The sequence below is a fragment of the Gelidibacter sp. genome, from assembly GCF_035577925.1.
GTDB lineage: Bacteria > Bacteroidota > Bacteroidia > Flavobacteriales > Flavobacteriaceae > Gelidibacter.
Window position 1 is genome coordinate 1 of the sequence record NZ_DATJCY010000117.1, and the last position, 16,072, is coordinate 16,072.

A 16,072-nucleotide genomic window follows, 5' to 3' on the forward strand; every position below is an offset into this window, starting at 1 on the left:
TACAAACCTAGGTGAGCAGGAGCCTGTTTTGGATACGACCATTGAGTTTGAAAGAAGCAGAACTGTTAAGGATGGAATTATTACTATTAAAACCTTGAAGTTCGTGGATTCAGATGGAGATGGCGTTTGGGACCATCTTCAAAAAGATATTAAAATAGATTATAGTAAGGAGTAAATTCCCGAAAAATTGGAGTAACAAAAAAGGCTATCAAAATTAAATGATAGCCTTTTTTATTTGTTATTTATTGATATTATAAAGCTAATGACAAGCCTAAAATTAACTGATCGGGCCGGGTATCGATTCTGTTTTCAGGAATCCCTAAATTAGCAAAGTTTTTACTCAAGCCTTTTTCATAGCGTAGATCTACTCCAAAACCGTTGAAGTTAAGGGCAATCCCAAAATTGCCGCCAACGGTAAATTCATCTTCTAAGTTTTTTAGCGTCGTGTCCTTAAATTTGGAGTTCAAGATGTATTGAACTGACGGTCCTGCAAAAACACTTACCGGACCAAATATTTTGACACCGAGTAATAAAGGCACATCTATCTTTTGTATTTTAAGCGCATCTTTGTCGTAATCACTTTTTGTTTGTGTATAAACAACTTCTGGTTTAAAATATATCCGGTTCCCAATTTTTCCGTAAAGCCCCACGTGAAACCCAACGTTTCTATCCGGATGTTTGGCATTAGCTCCAGCAGATTCAAAGTAATCACCATTGGCATTATAGTTTAAACCCGCTTTAAGTCCAAAGCCATCCCCGTTTTGAGCATTGCCGCTGAACGTAAATATAGTCATAGCCAATAGTGCCAAAGCTATGTTTTTACTTAAATTTTGTCTGTAATTGTATGGTCTCTTAATATTTTTCATAATAATTGTTTTTTATTATTTTGGATAAGTGTCCTTATAAAACGATACTAAACTAGAATTATTTTATTGAACCCTGATATTTTATTGCAAAAAAAATAGGCTTTCCTTTAATTTGAGGAAAGCCTGTTGGTTGTTGTTTAAGTGTTTTTATGACCTAACTTTTTTCAAAGTTATCAAGTTATCTGATTATTTTTTTCTTTGAATTACTTTTAGAGCAGCTTTTGTAATGGAAACACTATTTAAGCCATATTTTTCCATGAGTTGTGCTGGCGTTCCAGATTCGCCAAAAGTATCTTGTGTGGCAATAAACTCTTGTGGTGCTGGGTAATTTAATGATAAAACACGGGCAACACTTTCACCTAATCCGCCAAGAAAGTTATGCTCTTCTGCTGTCACAACGCATCCTGTTTTTTTGACCGATTTCAAAATGGCCTCATCATCTAAAGGTTTAATGGTGTGAATATCGATGACCTCAGCAGAAATTCCTTGTTCATATAAAGCTTTTGCAGCTTCCAATGCTTCCCAGACCAAATGACCAGTAGCAACTATCGTGACATCAGTACCTTCAGTTAATTGAAGCGCTTTACCGATTTCAAATTTTTGATCTTCAGGTGTAAAATTAGGAACCGATGGACGTCCAAAACGCAAATAAACCGGACCTTCGTGTTCTGCAATAGCAATAGTGGCAGCCTTAGTTTGATTGTAATCGCAAGTATTGATAACCGTCATGCCCGGCAACATTTTCATCAAACCGATGTCTTCCAAGATTTGATGCGTAGCACCATCTTCACCAAGTGTTAATCCGGCATGCGATGCACAAATTTTAACGTTTTTACCAGAATAGGCAACACTTTGTCTAATTTGGTCATAAACACGACCTGTGGAAAAGTTGGCAAAAGTTCCTGTAAAAGGAATTTTACCGCCAATGGTCAAGCCTGCAGCAATACCGATCATATTGGCTTCTGCAATTCCTATTTGAAAGAAACGCTCTGGGTGATTGGCTTTAAAATCGTCCATTTTTAATGAGCCAATTAAGTCGGCACAAAGCGCAACCACTTTATCATTGGTTTTTCCTAATTCTGTCAGTCCGGCCCCAAAACCCGAACGTGTATCTTTATTTCCTGTATTTGTGTATGTTTTCATAATAATCCCACCTAAGTGGGTATCTGTTTAATTAATGTTCTTTTAAAGCCTTTTTTATGGAAAGGTTTAGTTCCGATAATTATCGGAACAGACTTAATAATCTCCTAAAGTTACCGGGTTTTGTTCTAGACCAATAGCTAATTGTTCGTCATTTGGTGCTTTTCCATGCCAAGCATGCGTATGCATCATAAAATCTACGCCATTGCCCATAACGGTTTTTAGGAGTACACAAACAGGTTTTCCTTTTCCTGTTTTAGATTTGGCGTCCGCCATTCCTTTTAGGATAGCGTCAATATTATTGCCTTGCTCAATCTCCACAACGGTCCATCCAAAAGCTTCGAATTTTTGCCTTACATCTCCCAATGGCAGTACCACATCTGTGGAACCATCAATTTGCTGACCATTAAGGTCTATTGTCGAAATTAGGTTATCTATATTATTTCCGGCGGCATACATGATAGCTTCCCAATTTTGACCTTCCTGCAATTCGCCATCACCATGTAAACTATAAATGAGATGTGTATCGTTATTAAGTTTTTTAGCTTGTGCTGCACCAATGGCCACAGACATGCCTTGACCTAAGGATCCTGATGCCACTCGAATGCCAGGTAAGCCTTCATGCGTGGTAGGGTGACCTTGCAAACGAGAATTGAGTAGTCTGAACGTATTTAATTCTTCGATCGGGAAATATCCTGCACGTGCTAGTACACTGTAAAACACTGGAGAAATGTGCCCGTTGGAAAGGAAAAATAGATCTTCGCCTATACCATCCATTTCAAAAGTGTCTTTCCTGTCCATGATTTCATTGTAAAGTGCTACCATAAATTCGGCGCAACCTAATGAACCTCCTGGGTGTCCAGAATTGACCTTGTGTACCATACGGAGAATATCTCTACGTACCTGAATTGTTAAATCTTCTAATTGTTGTGTGTTCGACATTTTATAAAAGTTAGTTTTTACGCTGCAAAAGTAAAGTTTTAAACCCCCATAACAAAACCCAAATTACTGCACTTATTAACGAATAAGATTGTTTGCTAACAATTTTGAAGGGAATGTTCCGAGTGTTTTCAAACAGACAGGTTTCTAATATCTAAGTCTTTTTGCCAAAAGAGGCTGAATTTACTATAACTAGAATTTTAAAAGTTTTCTTAAGACGTCTGTATCATATATGTCGCATTGTTTATCTTTGGCCTCATATAACAATTTATAAAATAGTTGAGCATCTTGCTTCAATTGGATAATTTTCAGTTTGAATTAAAAAAAGATGTAGTTTTGCCGCATATGAAATTTGAATTAAAAGGAAAAGATCCCCAGACTAAGGCAAGGGCAGGAGAGCTAACTACAGATCATGGCGTTATTGAAACGCCTATTTTTATGCCAGTTGGCACTGTAGCTTCTGTAAAAGGAGTTCACCAAAGAGAACTTAAAAATGACATCAATGCGGATGTCATTTTAGGTAATACCTACCATCTTTATTTGCGTCCGCAGACAAAAATACTGGAACAAGCAGGAGGTTTGCATAAATTTATGAATTGGGATCGGAGTATCTTGACAGATTCTGGTGGTTTTCAGGTCTATTCATTATCGGCAAATCGAAAAATCAAAGAAGAAGGTGTTAAGTTTAAATCGCATATTGATGGGAGTTACCATACGTTTACTCCAGAAAATGTCATGGAAATACAGCGGACTATTGGTGCCGATATCATCATGGCTTTTGATGAGTGTACGCCATATCCATGCGATTATAATTATGCCAAACGTTCCATGCACATGACCCACCGATGGTTGGATCGATGCATCAAGCATTTGGACAAAACACCGTATAAATACGGCTATGAACAAAGTTTTTTCCCTATTGTTCAGGGCAGTACATATAAAGATTTACGCTTACAATCGGCAGAGTATATTGCCAATGCCGGTGCCGTAGGGAATGCCATTGGCGGACTTTCTGTTGGCGAGCCTGCTGAGGAAATGTATGCCATGACAGAAGTGGTTTGTAGTGTTTTGCCCGAAGATAAGCCACGATACTTGATGGGTGTTGGTACCCCAATTAATATTCTTGAGAATATTGCGCTAGGGATTGATATGTTTGATTGTGTGATGCCCACTCGGAATGCCAGAAACGGTATGTTGTTTACCGCTCACGGTACCATGAATATCAAAAACAAAAAATGGGAAGCTGACTTTTCGCCATTGGACGAAATGGGTCTCACCTATGTTGACACTGAATATTCTAAGGCCTATTTGAGACATCTGTTTAGTGTAAATGAGCGCTTGGCCATGCAAATTGCCTCCATTCATAATCTCGGATTTTATTTGTGGTTGGTCAGGGAAGCTAGAAAGCATATTTTGGCGGGAGATTTTGCCATTTGGAAAGACATGATGGTTAAACAAATGGATAAACGTTTGTAAAATAGTAAATTGAAGTTTATATTTTAATGCTAATCAGCATAAATCGAAAACTCTGATTTAAATTTGAAAGAATGCATACTAATATAAATTAGTCCTCAGACATTGAAAATTTTAGACTGGTACATATTAAAACGTTATCTCCTCACATTTTTGATGATGTTGTTGCTGTTTATTCCAATTGGAATCACAGTCAATCTTGCAGAGAAAATAGGAAAGATTTTAGAAAACAAAGTACCTTTTTGGGAAGTGGCATTGTACTATCTCAATTTCACCATTTACTTTGCCAATTTATTATTTCCAATATTTCTGTTTTTATCAGTGATATGGTTTACTTCAAAACTCGCAAATAACACAGAAATTGTAGCTTTTTTAAGTTCAGGGGTATCATTTTCACGTTTTCTACGACCATATATTATTGGAGCCACTATTATCTCCATTCTCGCCATGATTTTGGGATTTTATTTGGCACCTATTGCAAGCCAGGGATTTAATGAGTTTTCTTACAAATATTTAAAGAGTGCCGCGCGCCAGCAGCCCGGACAAAACATTTTCCGGCAGATTAATGACACCGATTTTATATATGTAAGCAGTTTTGATACCGGACAAAAAACAGGCTATAACTTTACTTTGGAACATATTGAGAAAAACGAATTAAAATATAAGATTTTTGCTAATTCCATTACATATTCGGAAGTTGATAGCACTTATAAATTATTCAATTATTTTAAACGTACCCTAACAGATCATGGTGATATCATAGAAAGCCAAAGAAGAAAGGATACCATGTTTTCATTTGATTTGGACGACTTAACACCGGTCAATTATATTGCTGAAACCAAGCCCTATTTTGAATTGGTGGATTTTATTAATAAGGAAAAAGCTAGGGGATCTTCAAATATTGGCCGCTACGAGATTGTAAAATATAAAAAATGGAGTTTACCTGTTGCCGTGTTTATCCTGACCATTATTGCCGTTTCAGTATCATCAATTAAAAGACGAGGAGGAATGGGCGTTAACTTGGCATTCGGGATTACTATTGCTATGGTATACGTGTTTTTTGATAAAGTTTTTGGAGTTTTGGCCGAACAATCGGATTTTTCGCCACTGATAGCAGCTTGGCTTCCTAATGTGGTATTTGGTATATTGGCAATCGTTCTTCTTTATAATGCAAAACGCTAAATTAAAAAATTACCTGCATCTCCATCTTTTGGTGTTCATTGCTGGTTTTACAGCTATTTTAGGAGAATTGATTACCATTGGAGCCATTGCTTTGGTGTGGTACAGAATGCTCATTGCCGGCATACTGATGTTTTTGTATATCAAGATAACGCGCATTAAAATAAAAGTCGATAAACAGTCCATGCTCAAGTTTTTTGGTGCAGGCATCGTCATTGCGCTACATTGGATTACATTTTTTGAAGCCATCAAGCAATCCAATATATCCATCACGTTAGCTATGTTTTCTACAGGAGCGTTTTTTGCCTCCTTTATTGAGCCTTTATTTTATAAGCGTAGGGTTATTTGGTACGAAATATTTTTCGGTCTTATTGTTGTTTTAGGCGTTTTTCTAATTACCCGTGGCGAATTGAAATATATCAACGGTATTGTTTTAGGAATAGTTTCGGCAATGTTTTCAGCATTGTTTTCGGTTATTAACGGTACATTTATCCAAAAACATTCGGCAACGGTCATTTCCTTTTATGAATTTGTGAGTGGTGTGGCATTTATTACCGTTTTTATACTTTTGTTTAAAGGCGGATTTGATGCGTCGTTTTTTACACTCTCCGCGTCCGATTGGATTTACCTATTTGTTTTGGCTTCTATTTGTACTGCTTTTGCCTTTATCGGATCAGTAAAAGTTTTGAAATATATCAGTCCTTATACCGTGGTACTGTCTTATAATTTAGAGCCTGTATATGGAATTACCTTAGCTTTGCTTATGTTTCCAGAAACAGAAACCATGGAAGCAGATTTCTATTACGGTGCCGCATTGGTGTTATTGGCTGTGGTAATGGATGGTGTTTTTAAAAATGTAAAATCTTATAAAGCCAGAAAACAGAATACATACATGATCGATTAATATAGATGATTTCTTTGATTATCCTTACCTTTGCATTCATGTCTGTATAACCCCGATTTTTTCATGTTATAGATTTTATAAGAACGGAAAAATTTGCGTAGGTTTGTAGGCTAACTAATAATTAAAACTTAAATTTCTATGGAGTATTTAGAATTTGAGCTTCCCATAAAAGAGCTAGAGGAACAATTGTCAAAATGCCAGATTATTGGCCAAGAAAGTGACGTTGATGTGACTCAAACATGTGAACAGATTGAGAAGAAGCTCATCGCTACAAAGAAAGAAATCTATAAAAACCTAACGGCATGGCAACGTGTTCAGTTGTCGCGCCATCCAAATAGACCTTATACTTTAGATTATATCAAAGCCTTGTGCGGCGATTCATTTTTGGAGCTTCATGGCGATAGAAACGTAAAGGATGATAAGGCTATGATTGGCGGTTTGGGAAAAATTGGAGATCAATCTTATATGTTTATCGGACAGCAAAAGGGATATAATACCAAGAGCAGACAGTTTCGTAATTTTGGAATGCCAAATCCTGAAGGCTATCGCAAAGCATTACGTTTGATGAAATCGGCGGAAAAGTTTAACATTCCTGTGGTTACCTTTATTGATACTCCAGGAGCTTATCCTGGATTGGAAGCTGAAGAACGCGGACAAGGTGAGGCCATAGCCAGAAATATTCTGGAAATGACCCGTTTAAAAGTGCCTATAATCTGTGTTATTATTGGTGAAGGCGCTTCTGGCGGTGCTTTGGGTATTGGCGTTGGAGATAGGGTATTGATGATGGAAAATACATGGTATTCTGTAATTTCACCAGAATCATGTTCGTCCATTTTATGGCGCAGCTGGGAATATAAAGAACAAGCAGCCGAAGCATTAAAACTGACAGCACCTGATATGAAGAAAATGAAATTGATAGATGATATTATCAAAGAACCATTGGGCGGTGCACATACAAATCGTGAAGAAGCATTCTTGGCGGTTAAAAAAGCCATTGAAAAATCATACAAGGAGCTAAAAAACTTATCACCAAAAGATTTGACTAAAACACGTATGGATAAATATGCCAGTATGGGCGTTTATAATTAGTAGTCCTCGGATATACTAACCAAAATTAAAACTGGAGCTTTTTACTTCGGTTTTTTTTGGCCTTATTAACAATATTTTTGAGTTGTTAACAGTTAAAATGTTGATGACCTGTTAAGATTGAAGCGCTCTACTAATGCGCCATTCTTACATTTTTTTTTACTTTCGCATTCATGAAACAACCTAACCAAATACAAGGCTTTAAAGTAGACAAGAGTACAATTATTAACCTGGAAAAAGGAAAAATACCGCCACAGGCTATTGATTTAGAAGAGGTTGTACTTGGAGCTATGATGATCGATAAAAAAGGAGTGGATGAAGTTATCGATATTTTGAGTCCCGATGCCTTTTATAAAGATGCCCATAAATTTATTTTTGAGTCGATTTTCAAATTGTTCCAAAAAAGTGAACCAATCGATTTATTAACCGTTTCCACACAATTAAAAACGGATGGAAAATTAGATCTGGTTGGAGGCGATTTTTATCTCATTACCTTAACACAAAGAGTCTCTTCTTCTGCTCATATTGAATTTCATGCCCGTATTATTCTTCAAAAATACATTCAACGTAGTTTAATAAAGATTTCAAATGAAATTATTGAAGATGCTTATGATGAAACGAAAGATGTTTTTGATTTATTAGACCAAGCTGAAGCCAAACTTTATGAAGTGACGCAAGGAAATGTCAAAAAATCGACTGAAACAGCGCAAAGTTTGGTGATCCAAGCAAAGAAGAAAATTGAAGATATTTCAAACAAAGAAGGAATGAGTGGTGTGCCTTCAGGATTTGACAAGTTGGATAAACTGACTTCCGGATGGCAAGAAAGTGATTTGATTATTGTTGCAGCTCGACCTGGTATGGGTAAAACCGCCTTGACCTTATCAATGGCGAGAAATATTGCAGTTGGTCAAAATATTCCGGTGGCATTTTTCTCTTTGGAGATGGCTTCTGTACAGTTGATTACCCGATTGATTTCAAGTGAAACTGGTTTGTCATCTGAAAAGTTAAGGACTGGGAAACTTGAAAAACACGAATGGGAACAATTGAACGTAAAGGTCAAAGCCCTCGAAAATGCCCCATTGTTTATTGATGATACACCGTCACTTTCCATCTTTGACTTGCGTGCAAAAGCGCGCCGATTGGCATCGCAATATGGCATTAAAATGATTATTATAGATTATTTACAGTTGATGACGGCTGGCGGAAACCAAAAGGGAGGCAACAGAGAGCAAGAAATTTCTACCATTTCACGTAACCTTAAAGCGTTGGCAAAAGAGTTGAGTATTCCGGTTATTGCACTTTCACAATTGTCGCGTGCGGTTGAAACTCGTGGTGGAAGTAAACGTCCGTTGTTATCTGATTTGCGTGAATCTGGCGCTATTGAGCAAGATGCCGATATAGTATCGTTTATTTACCGTCCAGAATATTACAAAATTGATGAATGGGATGATGAAGAACGCTCTCCTACACAAGGACAGGCCGAGTTTATCATCGCCAAACATAGAAATGGTGGTTTAGAAAACATCCGATTAAAGTTTATTGGAAATCTGGGTAAATTTGACAATCTCGATGATTTTGATACGCCTTTTAGTGAATTCCATTCTAAAATGAATATGCCTAGCAATGATAATCCGTTCCAAACCGGAAACTTCCCGTCGGCGTCAGATGCATTCGATTTACCACCAATCAATGATGACGATGATGATGACATTGAGTTTTAAAATCTCACTTTATTCTTTATATTCAATTATAGTTAAAGCTATCTTTGTACCTATTAAAAATGTATTTCATGGGTAAGACACGAACAACAAATTTATTGTTATCGGTTATTGTGGTAACACTTGTATTTTATTTGCTTAAAATCTTGTCGTTTATTTTTATTCCGTTAACATTCTCTATGTTTATTGCACTGTTGTTTTTACCATTGATGCGTTGGTTGGGCAAAAAGGGAGTTCCAAAATACATCAGTATTTTTATAGTTATACTCTTAATTTTATTGGGTTTGGCTATTACTGCCGAATTGGTCCATCTATCAAGTAAGGAAATTATGGCTTCCAATAGTACTTTTTTCAAACAAGCCGAAGAAAAGTTAATAGGATTAAAAGACACTTTGGAATCATTTTTCGGGATGGATCTTGCTAAAAACGGAAGTCTTTTGGCTCAAATTTCTGGACCTAAAAACATTGGTTCGGCCGTTGGTTTTATAGGCAATTTTGTTAGTATGGCATTAACCACGGTGTTTTTTACCGTACTTTGGTTGGCAGAATCCATTAATGTTGAGAAATTATTGAATGCCACCATATTGAAACAAAAACATACTTCGGTCAAAACTTTTCTGAAAATTGAAAATGATTTGATCAAGTTTATCAAAGTTAAGTTTTTGGTCAGTTTGGGTACCGGCGTTTTTACCGGGCTGGCTTGTGTGTATTTTGATGTAAGTTTTCCAATTTTCTGGGGACTTTTTGTTTTTCTTATCAACTTTGTACAAATGATAGGCTCTTTTATTTCGGTCATCAGTTTGTCTGTTTTTGCCTTTGTTGAGCTGGATCCTACAAGTACATTACTTTTCTTTATGCTTGCGATTACTCTGGTCCAAGTTGTTTTTGGATCAATTTTGGAGCCTGTGTTTATGGGGAAATCTTTCTCGATAAATATCATCGCAGTGTTGGTAATGCTTATGTTCTGGGGTTTTATTTGGGGAATTCCGGGTATGATTATGTCCATCCCAATTACTGTATTTATCAAAATTATCCTCGAACAATTTCCCAGCACAAAAATTATTGCACGTGTTCTTTCTGGCAATGATATCGACGAGCGCAAATAGAATGGAACGAATCTTTTTTATAAGCTGATATATTTTTTGATTATCTTTCGAAATGACTTCCGTTAAGGAATCTAAAATTGAAGGAACCATCAGGTTTTGATCGTTTTCATAAAAACTAAAGCTTTGAAAAATACATTTGCCATTCTGTTTTTTTTATCCATTTCACTAAATACCTTTGCCAGTTATATTCTTCTTCCAATGGATGCTGATGGTCAAAAAAACCATCTAAAAGCTTACGGAATTACCTACTGGACGCTTGAAAAACAACTTAAAGTAAGTTGGTTGCTCAATTATAGAGGTGGTTCTTTTTTGCTTCCCGATACTCCCGAAATTCAACGTGAATGTCAGATTAGAGGGGTTTCGTTTGAAGTGATTTCAGATTCAAAAACTGAAGAAATCCTATCTTTTATAAGTAGTCCTTCACAAAACATGGAATCTGTTGTTCTAGAAAAAGCTCCAAAAATTGCGGTTTATACACCAAAAGAAAAACTACCTTGGGATGATGCTGTAACCATGGTTTTGGAATACGCCGAAATTCCTTATGAAACTATTTATGACGAAGAAGTATTGAATGATGCCTTATTGCTTTATGATTGGCTGCATTTGCATCATGAAGACTTTACTGGGCAATATGGTAAATTCTACCGAGCTTATAAATCGACAGCCTGGTATATTGAAGAAAAAAAACGTGCAGAAGCTTTGGCAGCAAGCTTAGGTTATTCTAAGGTTTCAGAAGAGAAATTGGCGGTAGCTTTAAAAATACGTGACTATGTGGTTGGTGGAGGTTTTATGTTTGCCATGTGCAGCGCAACCGATAGTTTTGATATTGCACTGGCTGCAGAAGGCGTGGATATTTGTGAACCCATGTTTGATGGTGATGGCAGCGACCCAAATTATCAAAGTAAATTAGACTTCTCGAAAACTTTTGCCTTTAAAGATTTTATATTAGAAAGGAATCCCAATATTTATGAGTTTTCTTCGATTGATATGACTTCCAAACGCCAAATACCAATGCTCACGGATTACTTTACATTAATGGATTATTCTGCCAAATGGGATCCAATTCCTACCATGCTTTGTCAAAACCACACGGTTTTGGTGAAAGGTTTTATGGGGCAGACCACGGCATTTGCTAGAGATGAAATCAAATCTAATGTGTTAATTATGGGGGAGAACAAAACCAATGGCGAAGCCCGATATATCCATGGTGTGAAAGGCAAGGGTTTTTTCACATTTTATGGAGGGCATGATCCAGAAGATTATACGCACAAAGTTGATGATCCGCCTACAGAACTTGAACTGCATCCAACATCTCCAGGGTATCGTCTGATTTTAAACAATGTTTTGTTTCCTGCAGCAAAAAAGAAGAAGCAAAAAACCTAATGAGGATGTCTTTTTGGATGTTCACCTGGATTTACATTGTGCTTTTTTAAGATTAAACCCTAAATCTTCGTGGATTACGAATCCAGATTTCATGGCTATAGCTGTCAAATTCATCTTCAATTGACTAGATAACATCAATATTTGGTTCAGAATTTAGGAGATAAAATTCAAATTTTATGAGCATAAAAAAATCCGATTCAATTAAGAATCGGATTTTTATAAGCGAATTGTGTTTGTTATTTTGGCGAAACGCCTACTTTTTAATTTTTTTGGCTATGGCTTCAAAAGCTTCTGGATGGTTCATTGCCAAATCTGCAAGAACTTTACGGTTCAATTCGATATTGTTGGCTTTGATTCCTCCCATAAATTTTGAATAAGACATTCCGTGAATTCTGGCCGCAGCGTTAATACGCGTAATCCATAGTGAACGGAAATTTCTCTTTTTTGCTCTACGGTCTCTATACGAATATAACATCGCTTTGTCAACCGCATTTTTGGCTACTGTCCAGACGTTTTTACGTCTTCCAAAGTATCCTTTTGCTTGTTTAAGAACCTTTTTTCTTCTGGCTCTCTTAGCTACTGAATTTACTGATCTTGGCATTTCTTAATTGTTTTTTGTAGTAGGCGGTCATTTGTTTTGTGACACTTTAGTTCAAAAATCTAAAATTAACAATCGCTAATCTTAAATTTTTGAAGCCCAACTCCAGGGTTTATAATTTATTTAACCAGTTAAAATTTATGTTACTTAATGCGTAACATTGTTTTAACATTATTCTCATCTGCTTTATGAACTAAAGTTACTTTAGTCAAAGCATTTTTACGCTTTTTGGTTTTTTTGGTCAAAATATGACTTTTGAAAGCGTGTTTTCTTTTAATCTTACCAGTGCCAGTTAGTTTAAAACGTTTCTTAGCACTAGAATTGGTTTTCATTTTCGGCATTTTCTCCTAAATTTTAATTTACTATTCGCTTATTATTTTTACACACCTCGCTGTTTTGACAAGGGTGTTGTTACTATTTTCTAAATCAAAGTTGGGTGACTCTTTATGACTAAAATTGCCACTACTTATTTCTTTTTAGGCGCAATGAACATTGTCATACGCTTTCCTTCCAATTTTGGCATTTGTTCAACCTTACCAAATTCCTCAAGATCTTGGGCTAACTTTAATAATAAAATTTGTCCTTGCTCTTTAAACACAATAGAACGTCCTTTAAAGAATACAAACGCTTTTAGTTTTGCACCTTCTTTTAAGAATTTCTCAGCATGTTTTCTTTTGAATTCGTAATCGTGATCATCTGTTTGAGGACCAAAACGAATCTCTTTTACAACAACTTTTGTGGCTTTGGATTTTAATACCTTGTCACGCTTCTTTTGTTCATAGAGAAATTTCTTGTAATCCATGACCTTACAAACAGGAGGATCTGCCTTTGGAGATATCTCAACCAAATCTACACCTTGTTCTTCAGCAAACGCTAATGCTTGTTTTGTGGTGTAAATTCCAGGTTCGATATTATCTCCAACAAGTCTGACATTCTCTACCCGAATGTTTCTGTTGATCTTATGTTGCTCCTCTTTTTCTGTTCTTTTGAAGCTACTTCTATTGTTGTTTCTACGAATTGCTATGGCTTAAAATATTTTAGTTAAACTTAATTTTATTATTTAAAGGTTTTTAAAGTCTTATTTATTTCTGTTTCTACAATGTTTTTGAACATTTCGATGCTGATCATCCCTAAATCTGCACCGCCGTGTTGACGTACAGTAATCATATTTTCTTTCTCTTCCTGTTCGCCAATGATAATCATATATGGGATTTTGGCCATCTCCGCTTCGCGGATTTTTTTGCCAATCGTCTCGTTTCTATTATCATTGAGGGCGCGAATTTCGACATTTTCCAGCACATTTAAAACTTTTTCGGCGTATTTTTCATATTTCTCACTTATTGAGATCACCATGGCTTGAGTAGGCATTAACCAAAGTGGGAAATTTCCACCCGTGTTTTCAAGTAAAATGGCCACAAAACGTTCCATACTTCCAAAGGGCGCACGATGGATCATTACCGGTCTGTGCAACATATTGTCACTGCCTTTATAGGTGAGATCAAAACGTTCTGGCAAATTGTAATCTACCTGAATTGTTCCTAATTGCCAGTTTCTGCCAAGGGCGTCTTTGACCATAAAGTCAAGTTTTGGACCATAAAATGCGGCTTCTCCAGTTTCAACTACATAGTTTAAACCTTTATCAATAGCAGCGTTAAGGATAGCAGCTTCAGCTTTTTCCCAATTCTCATCACTGCCAATATATTTTTCTGGAGTATTAGGGTCTCTTAACGATACTTGAGCCGTAAAGTTGTCAAAACCTAAAGATCCAAATACATAAAGTACCAAATCAATAACATTTTTGAACTCGCTGTCCAACTGATCTGGCGTACAGAAAATATGCGCATCATCTTGCGTAAAACCTCTTACACGGGTTAAACCATGAAGCTCGCCACTTTGTTCATAACGATACACTGTTCCAAATTCGGCATAACGTTTAGGGAGTTCTTTGTATGAAAAAGGTTTTGAATTATATATTTCGCAGTGGTGAGGACAGTTCATCGGTTTTAATAAGAACTCTTCGCCCTCTACAGGTGTATGAATAGGTTGAAAACTATCAGCACCGTATTTTGCGTAATGTCCAGACGTTACATATAGTTCTTTTTGGCCAATATGTGGTGTGATGACCATTTCATAACCAGCTTTTTTTTGTGCTTTCTTTAAAAAGTTCTCTAAACGCTCGCGTAAGGCAGTGCCTTTTGGTAACCATAATGGTAAACCTTGGCCTACTTTAGTCGAAAATGTAAACAATTCCAATTCTCTGCCCAGTTTTCTGTGGTCGCGTTTTTTTGCCTCTTCTAATAAATGAAGGTATTCAGTCAGATCTTTTTGCTTTGGAAACGAGATGCCATAAACACGTGTCAACTGTTTGTTTTTTTCATCACCTCTCCAGTATGCTCCAGCAACCGACATCAGTTTTACAGCTTTTATGATGGAGGTGTTTGGAATATGTCCACCTCTGCACAAGTCGGTAAATGTAGAATGGTCACAAAATGTAATGGTGCCATCTTCGAGGTTTTCGATCAATTCAACTTTATATTCATTGGATTGTGCTTTGTATAAAGATAACGCTTCTTCTTTTGAAACGTCACGCATGTGGAATTCATGTTTGCCGCGAGCAATTTCCAACATTTTATCTTCAATGGTTTTAAAATCCTTATCGGAGATGGTTTGCTCACCAAGATCAACATCATAGTAAAATCCATTTTCGATGGCTGGGCCAATAGAAAGTTTTACACCAGGATATAGCTCTTCAAGCGCTTGTGCCAAAACGTGAGCGGATGAATGCCAAAATGCTTTTTTGCCTTCTTTGTCATTCCATGTATATAATATGAGAGCGCCATCGGTCGTTAAAGGTGTACTGGTCTCTACGGTTGTCCCATTGAAACTTGCAGAAATGATGTTTCTGGCTAAGCCTTCGCTGATACTTTTGGCAACATCCATTGGAGTTGCATTTTTCTTAAACGGTTTTATACTCCCGTCAGGTAGGGTTATGTCAATCATATGCGCTCTTACTAATTTTAGGTGCACAAAGATAAGAGGTTAAAAACTTTCATACAATATATAGGTACACTATATATGAATTTTCATACATACTTACCTATTATTGGGGGAGTACAGTTTTAAACAGACCATGGAGTGTTTAGAATGAACATATATATTAAAGAGTCGATTTTGTGAGAAGTTGATATTTATGAGTTGTAACATGTATACATATATAGGACGCGGTTTTGAATATGTGCTTAAGTTAGATCATTTAAAGAGTCTAGATAGCGGTTTTGCTGAGAGCATCGTAGTTGCTGTAATAAAAAAGTTGTATGCAATTAGATTTTAGATGTCAGAACTGATTTATTGTTTTTTTTGTTTCTTTAACGTTCTGATTTTCAATTTCGTGAAAATTATTTCAAAAAAAGGTTTAAAATAGTTTGCGGCAGAAGGAAAAAGGGTTGTATATTTGCACCCCGCAAACGAGGCGCCTGGTGCGCCGAAGGGGCGGAAAAACGTTCACTGGCATCCCAAGAAAAAGAAATTCAAATTTTTTCAAAAAAAAGTTTGCGGATCGAAAAAAGGTTGTATATTTGCAGCCGCTAAAAACGGGAACGCCGGGAGCGAGAGAGTTCATCGAAATAGTGTTTTGAAAAGTCGGATTGGAGGGTGAGAAAAAACTTTCAAAAAAACTTTCA

At 36.5% G+C, this 16,072-nt stretch carries 14 protein-coding genes; 7 read left to right on the forward strand and 7 right to left on the reverse strand.

The features are described 5' to 3' along the window. Positions 1–251: 251 nt before the first annotated feature. The 3 genes from VNJ50_RS04095 to VNJ50_RS04105 all read right to left on the reverse strand — a co-directional run bounded on the left by VNJ50_RS04095 (position 252) and on the right by VNJ50_RS04105 (position 2,948). Positions 252–866: an outer membrane beta-barrel protein gene (locus VNJ50_RS04095; RefSeq protein ID WP_325579316.1), complete on the reverse strand. Its 615-nt coding sequence runs from the start codon at positions 864–866 to the stop codon at positions 252–254. Positions 867–1,052: 186 nt separating this feature from the next. Next, positions 1,053–2,009, reverse strand: a complete 957-nt coding sequence (locus VNJ50_RS04100; RefSeq protein ID WP_325579318.1) for a transketolase family protein — start codon at positions 2,007–2,009, stop codon at positions 1,053–1,055. A 93-nt stretch (positions 2,010–2,102) separates the two neighbouring features. Then, positions 2,103–2,948 carry a transketolase gene (locus VNJ50_RS04105; protein ID WP_325579320.1) on the reverse strand — a complete coding sequence of 282 codons (846 nt, stop codon included), beginning with the start codon at positions 2,946–2,948 and terminating at the stop codon, positions 2,103–2,105. A 342-nt stretch (positions 2,949–3,290) separates the two neighbouring features. Between VNJ50_RS04105 and tgt the strand changes: the two genes are divergently transcribed. The 7 genes from tgt (at position 3,291) to VNJ50_RS04140 (ending at position 11,794) form a co-directional block, all read left to right on the forward strand. Continuing rightward, complete coding sequence (gene tgt / locus VNJ50_RS04110; RefSeq protein WP_325579337.1) at positions 3,291–4,421, forward strand: tRNA guanosine(34) transglycosylase Tgt; 1,131 nt, start codon at positions 3,291–3,293, stop codon at positions 4,419–4,421. A 102-nt stretch (positions 4,422–4,523) separates the two neighbouring features. Then, positions 4,524–5,600 carry an LptF/LptG family permease gene (locus VNJ50_RS04115; RefSeq protein ID WP_325579322.1) on the forward strand — a complete coding sequence of 359 codons (1,077 nt, stop codon included), beginning with the start codon at positions 4,524–4,526 and terminating at the stop codon, positions 5,598–5,600. Continuing rightward, positions 5,587–6,501 (forward strand): DMT family transporter, encoded by a 915-nt coding sequence (locus VNJ50_RS04120; RefSeq protein ID WP_325579324.1) that lies wholly within the window; start codon positions 5,587–5,589, stop codon positions 6,499–6,501. The genes VNJ50_RS04115 and VNJ50_RS04120 overlap by 14 nt, the downstream gene beginning before the upstream one ends. A 138-nt stretch (positions 6,502–6,639) precedes the next feature. Next, entirely contained in the window at positions 6,640–7,590 is a 951-nt protein-coding gene (locus VNJ50_RS04125) for an acetyl-CoA carboxylase carboxyltransferase subunit alpha (protein ID WP_325579326.1), read from the forward strand. Between the two features lie 170 nt (positions 7,591–7,760). Continuing rightward, the gene (gene dnaB / locus VNJ50_RS04130; RefSeq protein WP_325579328.1) at positions 7,761–9,308 is read left to right on the forward strand and encodes a replicative DNA helicase; all 1,548 of its coding nucleotides are present in this window, start codon (positions 7,761–7,763) and stop codon (positions 9,306–9,308) included. A 68-nt stretch (positions 9,309–9,376) separates the two neighbouring features. Next, on the forward strand, positions 9,377–10,411 hold the full coding sequence (locus VNJ50_RS04135) for an AI-2E family transporter (protein WP_325579329.1): 1,035 nt from the start codon (positions 9,377–9,379) through the stop codon (positions 10,409–10,411). Positions 10,412–10,609: 198 nt separating this feature from the next. After that, entirely contained in the window at positions 10,610–11,794 is a 1,185-nt protein-coding gene (locus VNJ50_RS04140) for an asparagine synthetase B (RefSeq protein ID WP_325579339.1), read from the forward strand. Between the two features lie 253 nt (positions 11,795–12,047). On the opposite strand, the gene rplT is transcribed toward VNJ50_RS04140, so the two are convergent. The 4 genes from rplT to thrS form a co-directional block, all read right to left on the reverse strand. Next, positions 12,048–12,395, reverse strand: a complete 348-nt coding sequence (gene rplT, locus VNJ50_RS04145; protein ID WP_325579331.1) for a 50S ribosomal protein L20 — start codon at positions 12,393–12,395, stop codon at positions 12,048–12,050. Between the two features lie 140 nt (positions 12,396–12,535). Then, a complete protein-coding gene (gene rpmI, locus VNJ50_RS04150) occupies positions 12,536–12,733 on the reverse strand; it encodes a 50S ribosomal protein L35 (protein ID WP_325579333.1) in 198 nt (65 codons plus the stop codon). A 125-nt stretch (positions 12,734–12,858) separates the two neighbouring features. Then, the gene (gene infC / locus VNJ50_RS04155; protein ID WP_325579341.1) at positions 12,859–13,410 is read right to left on the reverse strand and encodes a translation initiation factor IF-3; all 552 of its coding nucleotides are present in this window, start codon (positions 13,408–13,410) and stop codon (positions 12,859–12,861) included. Between the two features lie 38 nt (positions 13,411–13,448). After that, positions 13,449–15,392, reverse strand: coding sequence for a threonine--tRNA ligase (gene thrS / locus VNJ50_RS04160; protein ID WP_325579335.1), 1,944 nt, complete (start codon positions 15,390–15,392; stop codon positions 13,449–13,451). Positions 15,393–16,072 lie beyond the last annotated feature (680 nt).

Excerpts from the sequence above, each read along its gene's own strand:
- VNJ50_RS04095 (WP_325579316.1), bottom strand. The coding sequence starts at position 866 with ATGAAAAATATTAAGAGACCATACAATTACAGACAAAATTTAAGTAAA.
- VNJ50_RS04100 (WP_325579318.1), bottom strand. The coding sequence starts at position 2,009 with ATGAAAACATACACAAATACAGGAAATAAAGATACACGTTCGGGTTTT.
- VNJ50_RS04105 (WP_325579320.1), bottom strand. The coding sequence starts at position 2,948 with ATGTCGAACACACAACAATTAGAAGATTTAACAATTCAGGTACGTAGA.
- tgt (WP_325579337.1), top strand. The coding sequence starts at position 3,291 with ATGAAATTTGAATTAAAAGGAAAAGATCCCCAGACTAAGGCAAGGGCA.
- VNJ50_RS04120 (WP_325579324.1), top strand. The coding sequence starts at position 5,587 with ATGCAAAACGCTAAATTAAAAAATTACCTGCATCTCCATCTTTTGGTG.
- VNJ50_RS04125 (WP_325579326.1), top strand. The coding sequence starts at position 6,640 with ATGGAGTATTTAGAATTTGAGCTTCCCATAAAAGAGCTAGAGGAACAA.
- dnaB (WP_325579328.1), top strand. The coding sequence starts at position 7,761 with ATGAAACAACCTAACCAAATACAAGGCTTTAAAGTAGACAAGAGTACA.
- VNJ50_RS04135 (WP_325579329.1), top strand. The coding sequence starts at position 9,377 with ATGGGTAAGACACGAACAACAAATTTATTGTTATCGGTTATTGTGGTA.
- VNJ50_RS04140 (WP_325579339.1), top strand. The coding sequence starts at position 10,610 with ATGGATGCTGATGGTCAAAAAAACCATCTAAAAGCTTACGGAATTACC.
- rplT (WP_325579331.1), bottom strand. The coding sequence starts at position 12,395 with ATGCCAAGATCAGTAAATTCAGTAGCTAAGAGAGCCAGAAGAAAAAAG.
- rpmI (WP_325579333.1), bottom strand. The coding sequence starts at position 12,733 with ATGCCGAAAATGAAAACCAATTCTAGTGCTAAGAAACGTTTTAAACTA.
- thrS (WP_325579335.1), bottom strand. The coding sequence starts at position 15,392 with ATGATTGACATAACCCTACCTGACGGGAGTATAAAACCGTTTAAGAAA.